Consider the following 22,268-nt stretch of genomic DNA (forward strand, 5'->3'; position numbering starts at 1 on the left):
GAACTCGATACCCGCCCGGACGAGAGCCGGATCGAGTCAGACGCTACTCGAGCGCGCTCCAGGAGTAAAAGAACCGCTGGAGAGCCGTCACGTGGCCGACGACGGCGAGGAACACGAGAAGCCAGCCGACCAGCGAGAGGCCGCCGGCGTCGAACGACTCGAGCGGATACGCGAGGAAGCCGACGATTCCGATGATTGCTAGTCGGTCGGCGCGGCCGACGAGCCCACCGTAGACCCGGTCGAGACCCACCGCCTGGGCCTGAGTGCCCAGGTAGGAGGTCATGACGACACCCGTAACCGCCAGAAAGCCCAACCAGTAGTCGCCGACGCCGGCGGCGAGTCCGCCGATGATCACGATGTCGGCGTACCGATCCAGGACGTGATCGAGCAGGTCCCCTGCCGGAGAGGAGACGCCCTGCGCGCGAGCGAGCGCGCCGTCGATGATGTCGAACCAGCCGTTCAGGAAGACGAGGGCCGCGCCGACGGCGTACCAGACGGGGTGAGCGACCCCGCCGAGGTAGAACGCGAGACCCGCAGCGATTGCCACGAACCCGGCGATCACGCTCACGCCGTCGGGGGACATCCCGATCCGATCGAAGCCACGCACGAACGGATCCAGGAACCTCGAGACGTACGGACGAAGCTGATCGAGGGTCATGCCAGGTACCCCACGAAGTCGACCTCGCCGGCACTCGGCGCTCGCGTGCCGCGGACGACCGCCTCCAGTTCGTCGGCTACCGCGTCGGGCTCGCGGTCCGTAGTATCGATTTCGTACACGGACTCGAGGCCGCGACGGTCGACGGCCTCCGAGAGGATGACGTCGAGCGCCTCACTCTCCGCGTTCTCTCGGGCCTTAGCCGCACTCTCACCGCGTTCTCTCAACCGGTCCTCGAGCACTGTCGGCTCACACCGCAAGACGGCGACGCGATCGGCCGGTAGGTGGTGGGCGAGGTGCGACTCGATCAGGACGTCGTCTCGCTCCGCGAGTCGTTCCTCGAGGGCCTCGAGGTCGGCGACCTTGCTGTCGCGCTCTTCGTCGACGGCCGTGTACAGCCCTTCGCGTTCGAGCAGGTCGTTGAGGTGGATCACGTCGTAGTCCTCGAGTTGTTTCTCGGGTTGGTCCTCGTGGCGGTCGCTGAGTTGGTCTCCGCGGCGATCACCGATTCTTTCCTCGAGGATCGTGGTCACCGTCGTCTTCCCCGTTCCCGGGGTGCCGGTAATCGCGACTCTCACGCGCCGTTCACCTCGGTTTGGGTTCCGCCGTCGGCGCCGAGTTCGCGTTGGTGTCCTCGGTCCTCGAGCACCTCGTTGAGCGTCTCGACGACTCGATCGGTTTCGGACGGCGTACCGCAGGTGATGCGAACACACCCCGGCAGCCCGAAACTCGTACAGTCGCGGACGATTACGCCTCGCTCCTGCATCGCCTCGGCGACCGGCGTCGCCTCCCCGACGTCGACGAGGACGAAATTCCCGTCGCTCGGCCAGACGTGTGCATCGATTTCCTCGCGCATGGTCGCTCGAGCCTCGGCAACGGTCTCGACCGTCCGCTCGACGTGTTCGTCGTCTTCGATGGCGGCTAATCCGGCCCGACAGGCGAGTTCGCTCGCGGCGAACGGCGTGTTCACGCGGGCGTAGGCGTCCGCCCACGCGTGCGGAACGACTGCGTATCCGAGTCGCAGGCCCGCTAGCCCGTATGCCTTCGAGAACGTCCGGATGACGGCGACGTCGTCGCGGGCGTCGAACCCGTCGCGACCTGCGATCAGGGCGACGGCGCTGTCGACGTCGGCGAACTCGCCGTAGGCCTCGTCCACGACAACGAGCGTCTCCTCGTTCGTTCGGTCGGCGATCGCCGCGACGGCCTCCAGATCGATCGTCGATCCCGAGGGGTTGTGCGGGCTGGTGAGGTAGACGATTCGCTCGCCGTCGTAGGCCTCGAGGACCGTCTCGGCGTCCTGAGTGAAGTCGTCTTCGCGCGCGAGCGCGTACTCGGTAACGTCGCCGTGGTGGAATCGGGCGCTCATGCCGTAGTAGGCGAACCCCGGCGCGGGAACGAGCACGTCGTTGCCTGGTTCGAGGGTTGTCCTCGAGAGGTAGTCGATGGCGCCGTCGCCGCCGTTTGCGAGCCAGATCTGGTCGTCCGCGACGGCCCAGCGGTCGGCGATGGCGGCGGTGAGGTCGGCGTGAGCAGCCTTCGGATAGGAACTCACGCGTCCGGCGGCGTCCTCGATGGCGTCGACGGCCGCAGGCGAGGGGCCGAGTGCGTTCTCGTTGGAAGCGAGTTTGACGAACGTCGAGGGGTCGCGCCCGAGTTCGCGGGCGACCTCCTCGATGCCTCGACCCGCCTGATAGGCGACGTGGTCGGACAGATCGCGCGGATGCATACGTGAAGCCTTTTCCTCGCGACGCTTAAGCGTGCTTACCTGTGCCGAAACACCTGGTGCCCGCTAACGTGACTGATAGTTGTCAAAATCTGAATCCACACCAGTCACGTTCGAACGAGCTACCGAATTCGAAATTCGATCGTGAGGTGGGGTATCTACGCGACGCCAGATCGTGGTATGCTATTCCGTATATGATAAGCACCCCCCGGTTCAATATTCGTATTATTGTGTGTATTCGGTTTTCGAGTGTGTGTATGCCTATCTATTGGTTTGACATACCGGCTCAGACGAGACAGCAAATTTTATACGGTTCGAAGGGTTCTTCTCAGCCGAAATGTCGAACGAAAACGCCTATTCACGGCGCACCTTCCTGAAGGCAACTGGTGCAGGTGCCGCGACTGCCGCAGTCGCAGGGTGCTTCGGCGGAGATGGCAACGGTGAAGGGAATGGTAATGATACTGACAACGAGACCGGAAACGGAAACGGAAACGGAAACGGCGAGGACAACAGTGCATCCGACAACGATCTTCGGCTGATCAATTCGACGGTGTCGTCCCTCGACCCCATCCAGTCGACTGACACCGCGTCCGGGATCATCATCGGTCAGGTGTACGAGAACCTGACTCACTACCCCAACGGTGAGGCCGAAGTCGAGAACCAGCTCGCCGAGGAAGTCGAGATTTCCGACGACCTCCTCACGTACACCTTCACGATCAAGGAAGCGCAGTACCACGACGGAAGCGAACTCACGGCTGCCGACTTCAAATACGCGTGGCGCCGCCTCGCCGAGTCAGGGGAGAGCCAGCGCGCGAACTTCGTCACCGACATGCTCGGCATCGAGGCCGAAGTGGACGACGAGGGCGTCGTCACCCCTGACTCCCTCGCCGTCGAAGCCGTCGACGACCGAACGCTCGAGGTGACCATCGTCGACCCCGAGCCAGCAGCACTCGACATCCTCGCGTACGACTCCTTCGCGGCCATGCCGGAAGGCCTCGTCGACGACATCGAGGGCTACGACGACGCCGAATACACACAGGAGGAAATTTCCACCGACGTGATGGTGGGAACCGGTCCGTTCGAGTACGACCTGTGGGAGCCAGGCACGGAAGCACGCGTTGCCGCCTTCGACGACTACCACGGCGAAGCCGCCTCCGTCGACGGTGTCCACTGGCAGATTCTCGAGGACGACGACGCCATCTGGACGTACGTCAACGAGCAGAACGCGGACGTGTTCGGCATCCCGACGCCGTTCTACGAGCCGGACAACATCGACGCGGAAGAGGACGACCAGGGACGCCAGGTCGGTACCTACGGCCCGCTCGAGAACGAGGAAGAAGTCAACTACCTCGGCGTCGCCGAGATGAGTACCTTCTACGTGGCGTTCAACGCCGCCCAGACGCCAAAGCCGGTTCGCCAGGCCATCGCCTACGTCACCGATCACTCCGAGTTGATCTCGAACGTGTTCAAAGAGCGCGGTGAGGAAGCGTACAGCTTCACCCCGCCGGGAATGTGGCCCACCGGAAACGACGGGTACAACAGCTACGTCGACGAGTGGCCCTACAGCGCCAACGAGACCGACCGTGATTCGGCCCGACAGGTCCTCGAAGAGGCCGGCTACACGGAGGACGATCCGTTCCAGCTGACGATCACGACGTACGACAGCGAGGCGTTCCAGGAGTTCGCGACGCTCACTCGAGACAAGGTCGCTGGCCTCGGTATCGAACTCGATATTGAGCAGGCGGAGTTCGGGACGCTCATCAGCCGCGGGGAAGACGGAGACCTCGGCTTCTACTCGCTCGGCTGGATCTGGAGTTGGGTCGACCCTGCCTACGGTCACTTCGGGTTCAATCCGGAGAACACGAACACGGATAATATGCCCGGAGAGGCGAACGGATACTACCTCGACTGGCAGGAAGAGGATTCCGAAGACATGCAGAAAGCCGCGGACGCTTGGGAGACGATCGAGAACAACCCGTCGCCCGACGACGAGGACGTCCGTGCCGAAGCGCACGTCGAGATCGAAGAGGCCGTTCGCGACGACATGATCCTCCTGCCGCTGTACCACAACCTCAACGAGCGGTTCTGGTACGATCACGTCGACATCCCGGAGACTGGCCCGCTCGGCGGCCACCGCCAGCAGTACAACACCGTTACGCTAGACAGGTAACCCCTGTCCTCGGTTACTCGATTTTTGGAAGCACGGGTTCTCTAGTGCCAACAAACGTACCACGCTACAGTCCAATGACTCGACGAAATCAGCATACATATAACAGTAGACCACCTATCCACTCCAAGATTCGACATATGGTCTATAATCAAACGACGGGTGAGGTTCAATGAGCCGATGGAAGTATTTCTTCCAGCGGGTCGTCCTCATGATTCCGGTCCTCTTCCTCGTAATGACGCTCATCTTCGTCATTATCCGAATGGGACCGCTCGACCCGGTTGCATCGATGCTCGGTCCGGAAGCGAGTGGCGCGCAAGCGGAACGGATTCGAGAGCAGCTCGGTTTGAACGATCCGCTCTGGCAACAGTACGTTGACTTCATCGTGTCCCTCGCCACGTTCGACCTGGGTCAATCGTGGGTCATTCACCCCGGCCGATCGGTGAACGCCCTCATCGGGACGTACGCTCCACGAACGATCTGGCTGGGATTCTGGGCCGTGTTGCTCCCGCTATTCGTCGGTATCCCGCTCGGATTCTACGCCGGACTGAACCAGAATAGCTGGGCCGACTACGTCGCGTCCTTCTCCGGTATCGTCTGGTTGGCGATGCCGAACTTCTGGCTCTCAATCATGTTTCTGGCTATCCTCCGCCGTACCCAGGGCGGTGGCTTTCTCGGATTCGACTGGTACACCATCGGACCCGACGTCAGGAGTCTCATCGGCACGCCACCTCTCGACTTCATCGGATTCGAAAACGGATTCTATTTCGATGGAGGGGCGCTCGCGGTCGCGATTAAAGTAATCCTCCCGCCAGCGGTCGTCCTCGGCTCCGCCTCGATGGCGACAGAGCTTCGAATCGGCCGGACGGCGATGCTCGAGACGATCAATTCGAATTACGTCGAGACGGCGAAGGCAAAGGGACTCTCGAATCGCGTCATCATCTGGAAGCACGTCTTCCGAAACGCGTTGATTCCCCTCCTGCCGGTGATCACGAACGAGGCACTCCTCCTGATCGGTGGCTCGGTCATCGTCGAAGTCATCTTCGGTATCAACGGGCTGGGACGATTGTTCTTCCTGGCTGCCTATCAGGGAGACCTTCCACTTGCTGGGTCGCTGATCTTTATATTCGCGCTAATTACCATCTCGCTGAACATCATACAGGACCTGCTGTACACCGTTCTCGACCCACGTGTGGGGTATGAAACATGAGTTACGACGAATACGACGATACTACGTTCCGCGAACGCATCGCCACGAACCCACGACCAGCCATTATCTGGGTGGCAGGGTTGCTCGTGTTGCTCGCCCTGGAGACCGGACGGATCGCCAGCGGCTTGCTCAAAGCCGGTAGCGGAATCCGATTCGGCCTCGGGGGTGCCGCCTCGATCCCTGCCTGGGTTGGAAGGAACGTCGAAGGGACGCTCGGGCCGATCGCCGGAACCGTCGGTTCTGTCTTGATGGCACTCCTGTTGATCGCCGTCGCGGCTGTCATCGTCAAATTGCTCTTCGTTCCCGTCTCGCTCGTGAACAAATTCGGCCTCTCCCGAGGGACCGGTATCGACGACGTCATCGAACGAGGCCTCGTCGCCGTGGGGCTGGCTATCGGCGTCGTACTCGTCGTCTTTACGCCTCTCGGAGCCGGTCTCGAGGTCCTCATCGGCTGGTTGACGGCGGTAACCGAGTGGGTCTCGACCCTTCCTTCGATAACCAGCACCGAAACCATTCCGAACGCCGGGCACAGAACTCCCGATGGCGGGTGGGAGGGGACCTTCCTCGGCCTCTCGTCCGGACAGGCCTGGGCGATTCGCGTACTCGTCGTCTACGCGTACGCGTTCACCCTTCTCGTGTGGATCTGGAAGGGGTATACTACCTTCCGCACCCACTATCGTGAAGCCAACTGGACGCCGCGAGACGACAGCATCAATCGATTCCGAACCCACTACTGGGGCATCTTTGGGCTGGCCGTCGTCTTCGCCTTCGTGGTCATGGCGGCCTGGGCCCCGGCCCTCGCTCCCGTCTCGATCGACCACAATCACTACAACCCGTACGATCACGAGTTCGAATACCTCGAGGGGGACAGCGTCGAGACAGTCACTCACGGGACGGCGAACTTACAGACGAAATCGACCGGCGGGTCAGAGAACGTCGGTCCGATGAGCTACGATGAGTACGATCGCTTCGCCCCGATGGGGACGACACAGAGCGGAAAGGACCTGTTTACGTTCCTCGTCTTCGGTGCTCGAACGTCGCTAGTGATCGGAGTCATCGCAATCGGTCTCGGCACGCTGATTGCGCTGTCGCTGTCGCTCATCACGGCCTACTACAAAGGGATCGCTGATCTGTTGACGGTACTGGCCAGTGATACGATTATGACGATCCCGGGATTCTTGCTCCTCTTGCTGGTTTCAGTAATTTTCCAGCAGGCAAATCACCCGATTGCAACGATCTATGACGGTGGTCTACTCATCGCGCTGATTCTGGCGCTCGTCTACTGGCCGGGTCTGTGGCGGTCGATACGTGGGCCCTCGCTCCAGGTCGCCGAACAGGAGTGGGTCGATGCCGCCAAAAGCTACGGCCAGAGCCCCGTGATGACCATGCGAAAGCACATGGCCCCGTACGTTGCCGCGTACATCATGATTTACGCGTCGTTGCTTCTCGGGGCGGCAATCATCGCGACGGCAGCGCTGTCGTTCCTCGGGCTAGGAATTAATCCCCCGACTCCCGAGTGGGGCCGCATCGTCAACGACGGCCGTTCGTACGTCTCGACAGCCTCGTGGCACATCTCGACGCTTCCCGGGTTATTGATCGTCCTCGTCGTGACGGGCTTCAACGCGCTGGGCGACGGAATCCGCGACGCGATGGACCCGGAGAGTGACGTAGAGAGCGGAGAAGCCAGTGCGGCCGCCACTGGAGGTGGTGGATGATGTCCATGCAATCGGTAGCTGATCCAGTTTCGACCCGTCCAGATCCGATCGTCTCGGTTCGAAATCTCCGGACCGTGTTCCACACGGACAAAGAGGTCATTCGAGCCGTCGACGGCGTCTCGTTCGATATCGTTCCCGGCGAAACGGTCGGTATCGTCGGCGAAAGTGGCTCTGGGAAGAGCGTCACCGCCCGTTCGCTCATGGGTCTGGTAGACAACCCTGGCCGAATCGATCCGGCCAGCAGCATTCGCTTTACCCATCTCGAGACGGTCCGTGAGTTTGCCAAACGCTTCGACGACAACACCGTCGACGTAGCGAGCCTCGAGTCACAGTACGACCCGGAGACGCTGTTCGAGCGACTTCCCGACGTCACGCCGGAGACGCTCGGGTACACGTCGGCGTCGGAGGCATCTCTCGCTGATTTCCTCGCAGCCGGATACGGTGAAGAACTCGGTCTCGCCGAGGACGGTGCCGTCGAGAAAACCGACTTTGTGTTCGTCACTGAGGGGGACGCGAGCGTTCCAGAGCAGATCACGTCCGGCTTCATCGAGATCACTCGACTCGAGGACGAAGCCCAGCGTGCCATGCGAGGTGGCAAAATCGCCATGGTGTTCCAGGATCCGCTAACGAGTCTCAACCCGGTTTACACCGTCGGGAACCAGATAAAGGAGGCGCTGAAACTGCACCAGGGGATGAGCGGGCGCGAGGCCACCCGGGAGGCAATTTCTCTGCTGGAAGACGTCGGTATTCCGGACGCACGGCGTCGCGTCGAGGAGTACCCACACCAGTTCTCCGGCGGGATGCGACAGCGAGCAGTTATTGCGATGGCTCTGGCGTGCGATCCGGAAGTGTTGATCTGTGACGAACCGACGACCGCACTCGACGTGACGATCCAGGCCCAGATCCTCGAACTGCTCGAGGATCTTCAGGCCGAACGCGATCTGGCGATCATGTTCATTACCCACGACATGGGAGTGATTGCAGACGTCACTGACCGCGTGAACGTGATGTACGCCGGAGAGATCATCGAAACCGCCGACGTCGAAACCCTGTTTAGCGATCCAAAGCACCCTTACACACAGGGGTTGCTCAGGTCGATTCCCGGCAATCAGACCGGTGAGCGGCTCGAAACGATCGAAGGCAACGTACCGACACCAAACGAGCCAGCGACGTACTGTCGGTTCGCTCCACGGTGTCCGGAGGCGTTCGAGGCCTGCGATGAGATCCATCCGATCCCGGTTCCAGTCGACGAAGGAGCCGACGATCACACTGCCGCGTGTCTGCTGTATCCGGAGGATAAATCCGAGATGCACCGCCTCGAGTGGCATACTGCGGGTGACGAGAGAGTGACGGAGACGGGGACGGGTGATAGCCAATGAGTCAGAAAGCGATGCAAACCGAACGAGCGGACCAGAAAGAGGACGTAATGGTCGAGGTCGACAACCTCCGAACGTACTACGATACTGGCGGTCTCTTCGGCAGCAACCCGGTCAAGGCTGTCGACGGCGTCTCGTTCGACATCAAACGCGGCGAGACGCTCGGGCTCGTCGGCGAATCCGGGTGTGGGAAGACGACGCTCGGACGAACGCTCGTCCAGCTCGAGAAAGCGACGGGCGGCGAAATTCGGTTCGAGGGGACCGACATTACCACGCTAAGCGGTGCCGACCTCAAGGCCTGGCGTCGAGACGCACAGATCGTCTTCCAGGATCCGGATTCGAGTCTCAACGATCGAATGACCGTCGGGGAAATCGTGCGCGAACCACTCGACGTATTCGACTGGAAGACCCCGCGAGATCGGCGACAACGCGTTCGTGAACTCCTCGAGAAGGTCGGGCTCCAGCGCGAGCACTACTATCGGTATCCACACCAGTTCTCTGGCGGGCAGCGACAGCGGATCGGGATCGCCCGAACGCTGACGCTCGAGCCGGAATTCATCGTTCTCGACGAGCCGGTCTCGGCTCTAGACGTCTCGGTTCAGGCGGAGGTCATCAATCTCCTCGAGGACTTACAAGACGAGTTCGGGCTGACGTACCTGTTCATCGCGCACGACCTCTCCGTCGTCAGGCACATCTGCGACCGGGTTGCGGTGATGTATCTCGGAAACATCATGGAGATTGGGCCAACCGAGGAGCTGTTTACCGATCCGTCCAATCCCTATACGCACGCGCTCCTGTCAGCGATCCCCGAACCGGATCCAACCGCGAAGAAAGATCGGATCACGCTCCACGGCACGCCGCCAAACCCCCGCCATCCGCCGGATGGGTGTCCGTTCAGCACGCGGTGTCCAGCACGAATTCGACCACCCGAGTTCGACCACCTCGACGACGACCTCTGGACGCAACTGGGTACGCTTAGAGAAATTCTTCGTGAACGAAAGCGGACGGAACGAAAGATGAGTGACCGGGTCCGCGAGTTGCTCGGCAAGGATCCCCGCCTCGGAACTGTCGACGAGATCTACGACGAATTGTTTAGCGACGTTTCGGTTCCTGAAGACGTCGAACGGATCCTGTCGGAGGTGGCGAACTACGTCCGCGACAACGACGAGGGAAGCGCACTCGAGATCATGAACGAATCGTTCGGCAGCGTCTGTGACCAGGACGTGCCCGAATTCTACACCGTCAGCGAGTCCGGGCGAAAGAGCTTCTGTCACCGTCACGACGACGCATATGAGGAGCCAGGTCCGGTCCTGGACGAGCGGCATCGTCACCGGTGACCGACGTGGCTGGCGAGACTCTCGGTACTCGAGTGCGACTCGCTGGCCTGGTGGTCGTCGATACGCTCACGTATGCACTCGTAGTTGCGACGGTCGCTACGGTCGTCGCTCTCACGGTCGGTATCGCCACTGGTGGCGGGTTCGTACGGGGAAAGTTCGTCCTGTTTTTGCTGGGGTTCATCCTCATGGCTTATTCGACCATTCGATTGTGGCCATCGTCACCGGCGGCTGCTGGCGACGAGTCGACGGAGCAATCGGACCTTCCGATGGACATCGAGAAGGGCACTCATCGGACGCCGTTTCAGACGTTCGTCAGTGCCGTCCCACCACTGCGATGGGTACGACTACCGCCACCGGACGTACGGCTGTCTCCACCAATGAAGTTATTCGTGAGTAGCCTCTGTGTCCTCGCCGTCTCGTACCTGATGGAAACGTGGTTTGGCGTTGCCTGAGCGCGTCGAGAGACGCCTTCGGTGCTGATCGGCCGTTCAGAGGTGTGGACGGTCCTCGGTTCGGTCCCGAGCCCCACTCGACCACTCGAAACCATTAACATGCTCGTCCCCTGAAATGGACTATGACCAAGGCCGAGGACGACAGCTTAGGCATGCGTCGGACGTCAAGTGCGACCAAGCAGGCCTGGAAGCAGACGAACGAGGACATGCAAGCGATGGCCGAGGGGCGCCGCGACGATGGATGGGACGCCGTCGCGATCCCGACAGTGCATACCTCGGTGATTTCGCGTGATTCGGGCGACGACGATCGGTTCGGGTTCGTCTACGTTGTTCCGAACAATCACGCCGACGCGTTCACCGACGCGTTCGAACGCGGAACCTTCACCACGTACGAGGCCTACCAGAACAAAGTAAACGAAGCCACGTTCCTGGTGACGGAACTTCTCGATCCCGAGGAGAAGATCGCTATCCTCGTCGCGGGTTCGTACGAAGTACGCTTCTTCCAGCCGGTTATGCCCGCGATTCGCGAGGAGCAAGCGCTGTACTCTCATTTCAAACTGCTTGACGGCGAAGTACTGGGGACGATTCGTCACGACGACTACGAACCGCTGCTCCCGAACTCCCTCGAGTAATAGCTCTACCTCTCACACCACCCTGTGGTGGGGAGCGGTACTGCGACGAGGAATCCCACGATAGTTTTCCGATAGCGTACGAGGGTACGAGGGTGTCCAACTGGTTCGACCAGAGCGGAGAACGCGGCGGTCAGTATGTGCTGATTTCGCGTCCTACGAGTGAACGAGAGGCGCGAGTAGGTCGATGTCGATAGCGATGTCGAGGACGACGTTTCCGTTACTCGAGGACGACGAGCGTATCGCCCATGTCGACGCTCTGGCCTTCCTCGACGGCCACCTGTGAGACGGTGCCACCCGTCGAGGCGACGATGTCGTTTTCCATCTTCATCGCTTCAAGGACGACGACGACGTCGCCAGCGGCGACCTCGTCGCCTTCTTCGACCTCGACGGAGAGGATCGTACCCTGCATCTCGGCGTCGACGCGCTCGCCGTCGCCCTGGATCTCGACGTTGCTGCTCGAGTCGTCGCCGCTGGCAGATTGTGGCGGTCCGCCGGCGCCGGCAGTGCTCGATCCCCCGTTGCTGGCCGCCTGCGGGATGGCGCCGCCGCGGTCCTCGAGGTTGACCTCGAAGCGTTTCCCGTTGACTTCGACGGTGAACTCGCGTTCGACGATCTCCTCGTCGGCCGCGGTCGACTCTTCGCTTCCCCACTGTTCCTGGGCCTGCTCGATTCTGGATTGCTCGAGTTCGTTGTCCAGGTACTTCGTGGTGTGTCGACCCTCGACGAACATCTCGTCGGTCAACATTAGGCGGTGGAACGGAACGATGGTGGTGATGCCCTCAATCTCGTACTCTCGCAGGGCGCGAAGCGAGCGTTCGATGCACTCCTCGCGGTCCTCGCCCCAGACGATGAGCTTGGCGATCATCGAGTCGTAGTCAGTGACGAGTTCGTCGCCCTGGCGGAGGGCGTCGTCGAGGCGGACGCCGACGCCGCCCGGCGGATTGTACGTCGTTAACGTCCCCCCGGAAGCCGGCTGGAAGTCCTTCGCGGCGTTCTCGGCGTTGATTCGGAACTCCATCGCGTGGCCGTCGATCTCGACGTCGTCCTGCTCGAAGTCGAGTACCTCGTCCGCGGCGACCCGGATCTGGCGCTTGACGATGTCGAGGCCGGTGATCTCCTCGGTCACGCAGTGTTCGACCTGGATGCGGGTGTTGACCTCGAGGAAGTAGAAGTTCGCGTCGGGGCCGAGGACGCCCTCGCGCCCGGGTTCTTCCTCGACGAGGAATTCGACGGTGCCGGCGTTCGTGTAGTTGGCAGCGGCGACCCCGCGGCGGGCGGCTTCGCCGATCTGCTCGCGCAGTTCGTCCGAGAGCGCGGGCGATGGGCCTTCTTCGATGACCTTCTGGTGACGGCGCTGGAGCGAACAGTCGCGCTCACCCAGGTGGCGCACGTTGCCGTGCTCGTCGGCGATGATCTGGACCTCGATGTGGCGGGGCTTCTCGAGGTAGCGCTCGAGGTAGACCGAGTCGTTGCCGAAGTAGGCTTCGCCCTCGCGCTGGGCGCTCTCAAGTTGGTCGTCGACCTCGCTCTCGTCCTCGACGACCTTCATGCCGCGGCCGCCGCCCCCACCCTCGGCTTTGATCGCGATCGGGTAGCCGTGTTCGTCGCCGAAAGCACGGACCTCGTCGGGATCGGTGACGGGATCGGTGGTGCCGGGTACGATGGGCACGTCGGCCTCTTGCATAATCGTTCGGGCCTTGGTCTTCTCGCCGAGGCTCTCCATGGCCGAGCTCGAGGGGCCGATCCAGGTGATGCCCTCTGTCTCCTCGACTTTGGCGGCGAACTCGGCGTTCTCGGCGAGGAAGCCGTAGCCGGGGTGGATAGCGTCGGCATCGGCCTTTTGTGCGGCCTCGATGACCGCCTCGTGATCGAGGTAGGAGTCGGCCGCGCGGGCGGGGCCGACGTTGTAGGCTTCGTCGGCGTAGCGGACGTGGCCGCCGTGTTTGTCGGCGTCGGAGTAGACGGCGACGGTTCCAACGTTCAATTCCTCACAGGCCCGCATGACTCGAACCGCGATCTCGCCTCGGTTCGCGACCAGAACCTTCCTGAACATTCCTGTTCGAATCGACGGAAGGGGCCTACCTTACTTTTTCGCAACGGAACGAGTCAGCGGTGAAACGGGTTCGCGTCGACGGCGTCGATCCATCGCGGTCGGCACAGTGTGTTCATCGTGCGAATTTTCGTCACGGGGTGAGTATATCGCTCGAGTTGTCGTCTGTACGTTCGAAACGAACGACGCGAGTGCTGGCGGCCACGTTCGGCTCGCGCGTTCGGCAGGGAATTCATACTCATGTACACTGCTTCTGGGTCACGGTCCGACGGCCGGTACAGTAGACGACGACTCCTCGCCCTGGCGGGACTCGTGGGGACGACCGCGCTTGCCGGGTGTACGGGAAGCACAGACGAGAGCGACGATGGTCTCGTCGACGACGCCGATGGGCCCACCGACGGCTCCAGTGACGCGGACGGTCAGGACGAGAGCGACGGGAGCAACGAGAACGATCAGGACGACGGGAACGCGACAGGCTCCTGTGCCAGCCTCGAGGGCGCGTGGATCCCCTTCGATCAGGGCGATCGATCGTTCCCGATTCACTTCGACCACCCCGACACGTTCGAGCAGTACAACGAGGGGATCAACGAGTCGGAGAGCGGAATCGGCGCGCAACTGGGTCACGTTGGGTCGAAACGGAGCGCGTCGTACCCGGTCAACGTGCTCGTCCAGCAGCACAAACACCCTACCGACGACGAGGAGGCCACCACCAACTGGGTGACTGGCTTCGACACGAACGAACTCATCGACTGGACGTTCACCTACGAAGGCGACCAGATCGACATCTACCAGAGTACCCAGAGCAGCGAGGAGACTCGCCACTGGCGCTTCCTGCTTCCCGCTCACGACGGCGACGGCGCACGCGGCGTGGTCGTCCAGTTCCAGGACGACCGCGACGAAGACGCCTGCGTCGACGAACTCGAGGCGACCGCGACGACGTTGATCGAATCGCTTCGACCCAATCTCGACTACGCGGCGTAGAAGGAGGCGAAACGCACGCAGAACGGGCGGTCAGAACCGATCGGCTCGTCCCGCCGCAGCCCAGGGATTCGTCGGCGCTCGAGTCGGAACGCGAACGGTTCGACCCTGCTGGGCGTCGATCCGGCCGGCGAACGACCATCGTTTGCCGTCCCAGGTCTCTGTATCGTCGGACTGAGCGGCCGCTGCAGCTTCGAGGTCCCGGAGGTGGGCACCGATCGCTGCGACGATGGCTGCGGCCTCCTCGCTGGTGGCGTCTGCCGGGAGGGTGATCGAGACGTCTTCTTCGAGTCCGAGCCCAGAGTCGAGGTCGACGGCGGCGTCGCCGGGCGCCGTTTCCTCGACCGGTTCGTCATCATCGGCCTCGTCCCCATCCTCGGCCTCAAGCGTCTCGGAGTCGTGCACCGTCATCACAGGGGGATGTTCCCGTGTTTCTTGTCGGGCGTGTCCTCGCGCTTGGTCTCGAGCATCTCGAGGTCCCGGATCAGCCGCGGGCGGGTTTCGGTCGGGCGGATCACGTCGTCGAGGAAGCCCTTGTCGGTGGCGGTGTAGGGGTTGGCGAACTCCTCGCGGTACTCCTCGATGAGTTCCTCGCGCAGGGCGTCCGGGTCGTCGGCCTCGGCGAGTTCCTTGCGGTAGAGGATGTTGACCGCGCCCTTCGGCCCCATGACGGCGATTTCGGCCGTCGGCCAGGCGTAGTTGATGTCCGCCCCCAGGTTCTTCGAGGCCATCACGCAGTAGGCACCACCGTAGGCCTTGCGGGTGATGACGGTGAGCAGGGGCACCGACGCCTCGGAGTAGGCGTAGAGCAGTTTCGCCCCGTGGCGGATGATCCCGCGGTGTTCCTGGTCGGTCCCGGGCATGTAGCCGGGCACGTCGACGAAGGTCACGATGGGGATGTTGAACGAATCACAGAAGCGGACGAATCGCGACCCCTTCATCGAGGCGTCGACGGTGAGCGTCCCGGCGTTGACCCGCGGCTGGTTCGCGACGACGCCGATCGAGCGGCCGTCGAGCCGCGAGAAGCCGACGACGAGGTTTTTCGCGTAGTTCTCGGCCACCTCGAAGAACGAGCCCTCGTCCATCACCGTCTCGATGACGTCGGTCATGTCGTAGGGTTTCTGGGGATTGTCGGGGACGATCGACTCGAGGGCCTCGTCCCGCCGGTCGGGGTCGTCCCAGGGTTCGACGCGGGGCGGGTCCTCGACGTTGTTCGACGGGAGATACGAGAGCAGTCGCCGGATGTCGTCGAGTGCCTGCTCCTCGGATTCGCAGGCGAACTGGGCGACGCCCGTCTTGTTCGCGTGCGTGAGCGCCCCGCCGAGTTCCTCGTGGGTGACGTCCTCGCCGGTGACGGTCTTCGTGACGCCGGGGCCGGTGATGTACATGTGACTCGAGTCCTCGACCATGAAGATGAAGTCGGTGATCGCGGGGGAGTAGACCGCGCCCCCGGCACACGGGCCCATGATCGAGGAAATCTGGGGGACGACGCCGCTGGCTTGCTGGTTGCGGCGGAAGATTTCGGTGAACCCCGCGAGGCTCTTGACGCCCTCCTGGATGCGCGCGCCCGCGGAGTCGTTCAGGCCGACGATGGGGGCGCCGACTTCCATCGCCATGTCCATCACTTTCGTCACCTTCTCGGCGAAGACTTCGCCCAGAGAGCCACCGAAGACGGTGAAGTCGTGGGCGAAGACGAAGACGTTCCGTCCGTCGACTTCGCCGTAGCCCGTGACGACACCGTCGCCGAGGACCTTGCGCTCTTCCATCCCGAAGTTGCGCTCCTCGTGGGTCCGGAGCTGGTCGAACTCGGTGAAGGTGTCGTCGTCGAGGAAGTACTCGATGCGCTCTCGCGCGGTCATCTTCCCTTTCTCGTGCTGGCGCTCGATTCGCTCCTCGCCGCCGCCGAGCAGCGCCTCCTCGCGCATGGACTCGAGTTCCTCGATACGCTCTTCCATCGTCATCGGTCGTTCCACCCGTGTCCGCTCATTGCCCGAGGGAACGACCAGGGGCACAAAAAACGTTCTGGGATGGTCGTTTGCGGGTTGTGTTCGCCGATCGGCGTCCGTACTCTCGGCGTGTCACCGAACGAACCCATTGAATCCGAACACCGCTTGGTCCACGTCTGTCATCGAATTTCTGGAGTAATCGTCGGAAGGAAGCGATTATCGCCGAACCCCGTAATATAACGGAACGTGATCAATTTCACGCATAAAGTCTTTGTATCCCCCGCGATATCAAAAACCATGGTACACAAGCTACCACGACGAAAGGTGCTAACCGGTATCGGTGCGGCAGGTGCACTCGGTGTTGCTGGCTGTCTCGATGGGCAGGGAGACGGCGGCAACGGGAACGGGAACGATACCGACAACGGCGGTGCTGAGATCGACTACGGTGGAACCGTTCGATACGGGGTCTTGATGCCCGAGACGGGCGACCTCGGCAGTCTCGGAGGGACGATGCGTGACGGGGCGCTACTGGTCGAACGCCAGCTTAGCGACTCCCTCGACTTCGACGTCCAGACCGGCGACACCGAAACCGATCCCTCCGCCGGTCAGTCTGCCGCACAGAGCCTCGTCGACAGCGGCATGCCCGCCGTCGTCGGTCCGGCCGCCTCGAACGTTAACCTGCAGGTGACCCGACAGGCCTTCATCCCGAACCAGGTCGTCGGTATGTCGCCCTCCTCGACCGCACCGGCGGTCACGAACCTCGACGACGACGGCTTCATCTTCCGGACGTGTCCGAGCGACGCGCTCCAGGGCCCCGTCATGGCGCAGGTCGTCGAGGAGGACTTGGAGGGGAGTTCGACCGCGACTCTGTATCTGAACGACGACTACGGGCAGGCGCTCGAGTCTTCGTACGTCGACGCGTTCGAGGAAGCCGGTGGCGAAGTGATGAACCAGGTTTCGTTCGAGGCCGAACAGTCCACCTACAGTTCACAGATTGGTGACGCCCTCGACGGGGAACCGGACGTACTGATGGTCGTCGGCTTCCCGCAGTCGGGCATTACGCTCTTCCGCGATTACTACAGCGACTACGCAGACGACTGGGAGGGTTCCATCATCGTTCCCGACGGACTCATCGACTCGGAACTGCCGGGCGAAGTCGGGAACGACATGGAAGACGTCTGGGGAACGGCGCCGAGCGCCGCCGGCCCTGGTGCGGACTTCTTCGCCGACCTCTACGAGGAGGAGTTCGGCTCCGCCCCGGAGGTCTTCAACGCGCAGTCGTACGACGCCGCTGCCGTCATCACCCTCGCGACGATTTCGGCCGGTGGCGACGAGGTCGATGGAACGGCAGTCCGTGACAACATTCCCGTGGTCGCAAACCCTGAGGGAGAACAGTACGGACCGAGCGAACTCGCCGACGCCGCCGCCGCAGTGGCTGGTGGCGAGGAAATCGACTACGTGGGTGCTTCCTCGCCCGTCGACTTCGACGACAACGGCGACCAGGTGAGCGTCGCCTACGACGTCATGCGGTACCAGGGTGGCAGCATCGAAGTGCAGGATACGATCGACTTCGAAGCCGAATAATCGGTCGTCCGTGGGCTATTTTTTAGCGTTCGGTGCCCCAACTTGAGCCGCGGTTATCACGAGTTCGATATCTGCCTTCGAGAAACAGTGAGCCCGCAAAACACCGCACGAAAGGGGTTCGCCGATTCCGGGGAACCGATCAGCCACCGAGGAACTGCTGGCGCACCTCGTCGTCGGCTAGCAACCGGTCCCCGGTGTCGGTGTAGCTGTTCTCGCCCTGGGCGAGCACGTAGCCTCGATCACAGCGCCTGAGCGCGGTCTTGGCGTTCTGCTCGACCATCAATATTGCCGTCCCGTCGTCGTTGATCCGGTCGATCCGGTCGAACATGTCCTGAACCAGGTCGGGAGCGAGGCCGGCCGATGGCTCGTCCAGCAAGAGCAGATCGGGGTCGAGCATCAACGCTCGGCCCATCGCTACCATCTGTCGCTGCCCACCGGACATCGTTCCGGCCTTCTGATCCTTGCGCTCTCGTAGCACTGGAAACCGATCGTAGACGGCCTCGAGCCGATCGTCGGGCACCGAGTCGAGGATGTACGCGCCCATCTCGAGGTTCTCCTCGACGGTGAGCGTCCCGAAGATGTTCTCGTTCTGGGGGACGTAGCTGATGCCCTTGTGGATGATCGCCTCAGGAGCGAGTGGGTGAATCTCCTCTCCCTGGAACGTGATCGACCCGCCCATGTGTGCCGTCAATCCGAAGACGGATTTCATAAGCGTCGACTTCCCAGCGCCGTTCGGTCCGACGATGGTCACGTACTCGCCCTCGCCGACGTCGAGGTCGACGTCGGTCAGGATCTGGAGGTCGCCGTAGCCGGCGTCGAGGTCGCGAACGGTGAGGATGGTCTCCTCGGGGACCGTCGCGAGCGGGTCGCGGAGGGCGGAGACGGCGTCGTCACCGTTCGTTTCGGTGGCTCGGTTCGTTTCCGTCTCCGCTGATTGCGATTGCGATTCCGATTGCGATTTCGTTTGTGACTGATCGGCGCTCATACGTCCATCTCCCCCAGGTACGCCTGGATCACTCGTTCGTTCTCCTGGATCGTTTCCGGTTCGCCTTCTGCCAGAACCGACCCCTGGTGCATCACGATCACGTGTTCGCAGTTTTCCATAATAACGTCCATGTCGTGCTCGACGAGCAGGAACGTGTACCCCTGCCCGCGTAGTTCGTGAATTCGATCGAGCAACTTTTCCTCGAGCGTCGGGTTGACGCCCGCGAGCGGTTCGTCGAGCAGTAACATTTCTGGGTCGGTCATCAGTGCTCGCGCCATTTCCAGCAGCTTTCGCTGGCCGCCCGAGAGAGTGCCCGCCTGTGTGTGGGCGATGTGATCGATCTCGAAGAAGTCGAGCATCTCCCAGACGCGGTCGCGTATCTCGATCTCCTGTTCGATAACCTCGCCGCGGGCGAACGGCGTTACCGAGCGCCAGAGCGATTCGCCTACCTGGCCCTTTGGAGCGAGCATCAAGTTCTCGAGGACGGTCATCTCCTCGAGTTCGCGCGCGATCTGGAACGTACGAACGAGTCCTCGGTTGGCGATCTGTTCGGGGCGGAGCCCCGTGATGTCCTCACCCTGGAACGTGACCGTACCCGAGTCGGGCGTGTGTGCACCGGCGATGCAGTTGAACGTCGTCGACTTGCCGGCCCCGTTCGGACCGATGAGCCCGGTGAGCGATCCGGCCTCGACCTCGAAGGTCGCGTCGTCGACGGCGACGATACCGCCGAACGTCTTCCGCAGGTTTTCGATTCGGAGCGGGACGTCGGTGGACTGACCGGGGCGATCGTCGGTCGTCCCCGCCGCCCGCGCCGCATCCTCCGCGTCGGTGCTGGTCGCGTCACTCATCGCGGTCACCTCCGGTGGTTCCGCCAGGAGTGTCGCGGCCGAGGTCGATTGCGGCAGCCGACTCAGTTCGGTGGCCCAGCATCCCTTCCGGTCGTTTTTGCATGATGATCACGAGAACGATGCCGAGCAGGATAAATCGGAACGCCGAGATGTTGTCGATCAGGAACGCCAGAAACGGCGCGAAGTTAAAGACCAACAGGGGCTCGACCGCACCGGCGAACGTCCCCGGTGGCGATCCGAGGTTGACCGCGCTCGAGACGATGTTCCCGAGGGTTCGCGGCCCCTCGAACAGGAGGCCGACGAAGAGGATCGATCCGATGACGCTGCCCGTGTTCGATCCCGAGCCGCCGATGATGACGGCGATGAACACGTAGAACGTGACGATGGGCCGGAACGAGTCCGGACTGACGTAGCTCTGGGACCCTTGCCAGAGGATGCCGCCGAGCCCCATCAGGGCGCACCCGAGCATGAACACCTTGATCTTGAACCAGCGGGTGTCCTTACCGAGGGATTGGGCGACGAGTTCGTCCTCGCGAATCGCTTTGAGGACCCGTCCGAACGGGGAGTTCCCCACACGAACCAGGAGCCAGTAGATGGCGATAACGAATCCGAGCATTACGATGACCCACGCGGCGCGTTGAGCGAGCGTGTTGTTGGCCGCATAGTAGGTCTCGACGAGCGTATTGGTCGGGCGGGCGGGAAGGTCCGTCCCGCTCCCGCCGCCGGTACCGAACCCGAAGGTCGCTATCGTCCAGTCCGAGAGCGTCTTTGAGTTTGCCGTGAGGCGGATAATCTCGGAAAGGCCGAGGGTCACGATGGCGAGGTAGTCAGCGCGAAGGCGCAACGCGGGGACGGCTGCGATGAGTCCAACCAGCGCGGCCACGATCATGCCGGCGACGACGCCGATCGGTAGCGGAAGGCCCAGACCCTGGCCCGAAATCGCGTCCGGAGGCGTCGACAGCAGCGACATGGTGTAGACGCCGACGGCCATGAACCCCGCGACGCCGATGTTGAACAGGCCGGTGTACCCCCACTGGAGATTCAGAGCCAGCGAGAGGACGGCGTAGGCGGCGAACAGGAACGACAACCGGGTGTACTGCGATTTGAGTGCCCCCATACCGTTACCCGAAGCGAACGTGAAGACGGCGAACAGTGCGTACACGCCGAGGAGCGTGACCAGGATGAGCCGGAAATCTGTCGCGGCCAGTTCCTGGGCCAAGACAGCGCGAACGTTGGTCGGTTCGTCGCTCGAAGGGTCGTCGGCGCCCGACGGTCCGCCGCTTTCGGTCTCGACGCTCATGCGGTCGTCACCCCGCCGAAGATGCCCTGCGGACGGTAGAGCAGGACGAGGATCATGATGACGAACGCCGCAGCGGCGTTGAAGTCCGAGGGAATCCAGACGAGCGAGACCTCGTGAACGAAGCCGATGACGAACCCGCCCGCGATCGCCCCGTAAATCGAGCCGATCCCGCCGAGGATGACCGCGGCGAAGATAAACAGGAGGAGGAACCAGCCGAGGTTGAACTCGATGGTTCCGCGCTCGAGGACGTACAGGTAGCCGGAGATACCGGCGAGCGCCCCGCCGATGATCCAGGTCGCCGTGACGACGCGTTCGGTCGGAATCCCGGTGACGAGCGCGAGGTCCTTGTTGTCGGCCATCGCGCGCATTGCCTTCCCCAGTTTCGTTCGCTGGAGCATGAGGTGCATGCCGAGCATCAACCCGACGGCGACGATGACCAGCGACGCCTCGTGGAGGTCGATGGAGAGACCGAGGAGCTCCGTTTCGACGTCTCGAGTCGAGGTGACGCCGCGGTTGGAGCCACCGTAGACGAGCTGGATGACGTACCGGAGCGCGAGCGCCGCACCGATGCTGGCGATCAACAGGGAAATGCCGCCCCTGTCGCGCATCGGTTTGTAGACGAGCCTATCTATGAGCACCGTCACGAGGATGGTGGCTACGGCGGCAACGACGACACCGAGGAGGATACCGAACGGTGCTTCGACGATGGAGCCGCCTATTTCGTTTACGTTCGGGCCGCTTCCCGAGCGAACCAGCAACAGATATCCCGTATCCGCCGTTCCCCACCCGGCGACCAGCAGCGCCGCACCCCAGCCGGTGAACGCACCCGTGGTCACCAGATCGCCGTGAGAGAAGTTCGCGAAGTTGAGAATGCTGTACGTCATCGAGAGTCCGATGCCAGCGAGGCCGAAGATGAGGCCGACTACGATGCCGTTCCAGACGAGTCCTCTGAATCGACCGAACGTCAGTTGCCCACCGAACGTTCGCCCGCCGATCATCGGTATTTCGACCCCTGCGAGCCTGGCAATCAGGTCGAGCATCAACAACATCCCCGCAAGAATCGCCACGAACAGAAACGGCTGCTCACGTATGCGGGCTCCCCACGTTAATGATTCTGAACCTCCCATGTGTGAAGCTATCACGTAACCAAGCGAGTGCAGGTATAAATAACTCTTCGGTCTCAGTGCCTCGAGATCACGAGACAGTGTCGGGGTACAAAACAGTTAGGCCAATTGAGGATTCGTCGATCGGTCCGTACCGCGCGTACGATCAGATCGGTTCCGAGTGGGCTATAAAAGGCCTCTTCACTC

General features: G+C 62.2%; 19 protein-coding genes. 9 read left to right on the forward strand and 10 right to left on the reverse strand.

Annotation, left to right across the window (positions count from 1 at the left end; all coding sequences use genetic code 11):
• Nucleotides 1-43 precede the first annotated feature (43 nt).
• Genes ACFQO4_RS16090 through hisC form a run of 3 tightly spaced genes read right to left on the reverse strand, consistent with a single transcriptional unit; the run spans nucleotide 44 to nucleotide 2,381 of the window.
• Nucleotides 44-658 (reverse strand): CDP-alcohol phosphatidyltransferase family protein, encoded by a 615-nt coding sequence (locus ACFQO4_RS16090; protein WP_500261890.1) that lies wholly within the window; start codon nucleotides 656-658, stop codon nucleotides 44-46.
• Nucleotides 655-1,233: an adenylate kinase family protein gene (locus ACFQO4_RS16095; protein ID WP_500261891.1), complete on the reverse strand. Its 579-nt coding sequence runs from the start codon at nucleotides 1,231-1,233 to the stop codon at nucleotides 655-657. Before ACFQO4_RS16095 ends, ACFQO4_RS16090 begins: the two co-directional genes overlap by 4 nt.
• Complete coding sequence (gene hisC / locus ACFQO4_RS16100) at nucleotides 1,230-2,381, reverse strand: histidinol-phosphate transaminase (protein WP_500261892.1); 1,152 nt, start codon at nucleotides 2,379-2,381, stop codon at nucleotides 1,230-1,232. Before hisC ends, ACFQO4_RS16095 begins: the two co-directional genes overlap by 4 nt.
• A gap of 334 nt (nucleotides 2,382-2,715) precedes the next feature.
• Here hisC and ACFQO4_RS16105 point away from each other — a divergent pair, with 334 nt between their 5' ends.
• The 7 genes from ACFQO4_RS16105 to ACFQO4_RS16135 all read left to right on the forward strand — a co-directional run bounded on the left by ACFQO4_RS16105 (nucleotide 2,716) and on the right by ACFQO4_RS16135 (nucleotide 11,267).
• A complete protein-coding gene (locus ACFQO4_RS16105; RefSeq protein WP_500261893.1) occupies nucleotides 2,716-4,548 on the forward strand; it encodes an ABC transporter substrate-binding protein in 1,833 nt (610 codons plus the stop codon).
• 169 nt (nucleotides 4,549-4,717) lie between these two features.
• Nucleotides 4,718-5,755 (forward strand): ABC transporter permease, encoded by a 1,038-nt coding sequence (locus ACFQO4_RS16110; RefSeq protein ID WP_500261894.1) that lies wholly within the window; start codon nucleotides 4,718-4,720, stop codon nucleotides 5,753-5,755.
• A complete protein-coding gene (locus tag ACFQO4_RS16115; RefSeq protein WP_500261895.1) occupies nucleotides 5,752-7,470 on the forward strand; it encodes an ABC transporter permease in 1,719 nt (572 codons plus the stop codon). The genes ACFQO4_RS16110 and ACFQO4_RS16115 overlap by 4 nt, the downstream gene beginning before the upstream one ends.
• Complete coding sequence (locus ACFQO4_RS16120; RefSeq protein WP_500261896.1) at nucleotides 7,470-8,849, forward strand: oligopeptide/dipeptide ABC transporter ATP-binding protein; 1,380 nt, start codon at nucleotides 7,470-7,472, stop codon at nucleotides 8,847-8,849. Before ACFQO4_RS16115 ends, ACFQO4_RS16120 begins: the two co-directional genes overlap by 1 nt.
• The gene (locus tag ACFQO4_RS16125; RefSeq protein ID WP_500261897.1) at nucleotides 8,846-10,183 is read left to right on the forward strand and encodes an ABC transporter ATP-binding protein; all 1,338 of its coding nucleotides are present in this window, start codon (nucleotides 8,846-8,848) and stop codon (nucleotides 10,181-10,183) included. The genes ACFQO4_RS16120 and ACFQO4_RS16125 overlap by 4 nt, the downstream gene beginning before the upstream one ends.
• A 5-nt stretch (nucleotides 10,184-10,188) precedes the next feature.
• Nucleotides 10,189-10,635, forward strand: a complete 447-nt coding sequence (locus ACFQO4_RS16130) for a DUF7555 family protein (protein WP_500261898.1) — start codon at nucleotides 10,189-10,191, stop codon at nucleotides 10,633-10,635.
• A 122-nt stretch (nucleotides 10,636-10,757) separates the two neighbouring features.
• A complete protein-coding gene (locus ACFQO4_RS16135; RefSeq protein ID WP_500261899.1) occupies nucleotides 10,758-11,267 on the forward strand; it encodes a DUF7529 family protein in 510 nt (169 codons plus the stop codon).
• A gap of 217 nt (nucleotides 11,268-11,484) precedes the next feature.
• Here ACFQO4_RS16135 and ACFQO4_RS16140 read toward each other — a convergent pair whose 3' ends face one another.
• The gene (locus tag ACFQO4_RS16140) at nucleotides 11,485-13,320 is read right to left on the reverse strand and encodes an acetyl-CoA carboxylase biotin carboxylase subunit (protein ID WP_500261900.1); all 1,836 of its coding nucleotides are present in this window, start codon (nucleotides 13,318-13,320) and stop codon (nucleotides 11,485-11,487) included.
• A gap of 237 nt (nucleotides 13,321-13,557) precedes the next feature.
• Here ACFQO4_RS16140 and ACFQO4_RS16145 point away from each other — a divergent pair, with 237 nt between their 5' ends.
• The gene (locus ACFQO4_RS16145; RefSeq protein WP_500261901.1) at nucleotides 13,558-14,298 is read left to right on the forward strand and encodes a hypothetical protein; all 741 of its coding nucleotides are present in this window, start codon (nucleotides 13,558-13,560) and stop codon (nucleotides 14,296-14,298) included.
• Nucleotides 14,299-14,328: 30 nt separating this feature from the next.
• Here ACFQO4_RS16145 and ACFQO4_RS16150 read toward each other — a convergent pair whose 3' ends face one another.
• Nucleotides 14,329-14,706, reverse strand: a complete 378-nt coding sequence (locus ACFQO4_RS16150; protein ID WP_500261902.1) for a DUF8022 family protein — start codon at nucleotides 14,704-14,706, stop codon at nucleotides 14,329-14,331.
• Nucleotides 14,706-16,250 carry an acyl-CoA carboxylase subunit beta gene (locus tag ACFQO4_RS16155; RefSeq protein ID WP_500262063.1) on the reverse strand — a complete coding sequence of 515 codons (1,545 nt, stop codon included), beginning with the start codon at nucleotides 16,248-16,250 and terminating at the stop codon, nucleotides 14,706-14,708. The genes ACFQO4_RS16150 and ACFQO4_RS16155 overlap by 1 nt, the downstream gene beginning before the upstream one ends.
• A gap of 288 nt (nucleotides 16,251-16,538) precedes the next feature.
• Here ACFQO4_RS16155 and ACFQO4_RS16160 point away from each other — a divergent pair, with 288 nt between their 5' ends.
• Complete coding sequence (locus tag ACFQO4_RS16160; RefSeq protein ID WP_500261903.1) at nucleotides 16,539-17,825, forward strand: ABC transporter substrate-binding protein; 1,287 nt, start codon at nucleotides 16,539-16,541, stop codon at nucleotides 17,823-17,825.
• Nucleotides 17,826-17,964: 139 nt separating this feature from the next.
• Here the strand turns inward: ACFQO4_RS16160 and ACFQO4_RS16165 are convergent, their stop codons facing one another.
• From ACFQO4_RS16165 to ACFQO4_RS16180, 4 genes are read right to left on the reverse strand one after another with little or no spacing between them, the layout of a single operon-like run.
• On the reverse strand, nucleotides 17,965-18,810 hold the full coding sequence (locus ACFQO4_RS16165) for an ABC transporter ATP-binding protein (RefSeq protein WP_500261904.1): 846 nt from the start codon (nucleotides 18,808-18,810) through the stop codon (nucleotides 17,965-17,967).
• Nucleotides 18,807-19,658, reverse strand: coding sequence for an ABC transporter ATP-binding protein (locus ACFQO4_RS16170; protein ID WP_500261905.1), 852 nt, complete (start codon nucleotides 19,656-19,658; stop codon nucleotides 18,807-18,809). Before ACFQO4_RS16170 ends, ACFQO4_RS16165 begins: the two co-directional genes overlap by 4 nt.
• Nucleotides 19,651-20,958: a branched-chain amino acid ABC transporter permease gene (locus ACFQO4_RS16175; protein ID WP_500261906.1), complete on the reverse strand. Its 1,308-nt coding sequence runs from the start codon at nucleotides 20,956-20,958 to the stop codon at nucleotides 19,651-19,653. The genes ACFQO4_RS16170 and ACFQO4_RS16175 overlap by 8 nt, the downstream gene beginning before the upstream one ends.
• Entirely contained in the window at nucleotides 20,955-22,085 is a 1,131-nt protein-coding gene (locus ACFQO4_RS16180; protein WP_500261907.1) for a branched-chain amino acid ABC transporter permease, read from the reverse strand. Before ACFQO4_RS16180 ends, ACFQO4_RS16175 begins: the two co-directional genes overlap by 4 nt.
• Nucleotides 22,086-22,268: the final 183 nt, after the last annotated feature.

It is taken from the genome of Saliphagus sp. GCM10025334 (genome assembly GCF_042663485.1).
Taxonomy (GTDB): Archaea; Halobacteriota; Halobacteria; order Halobacteriales; family Natrialbaceae; genus Natronosalvus.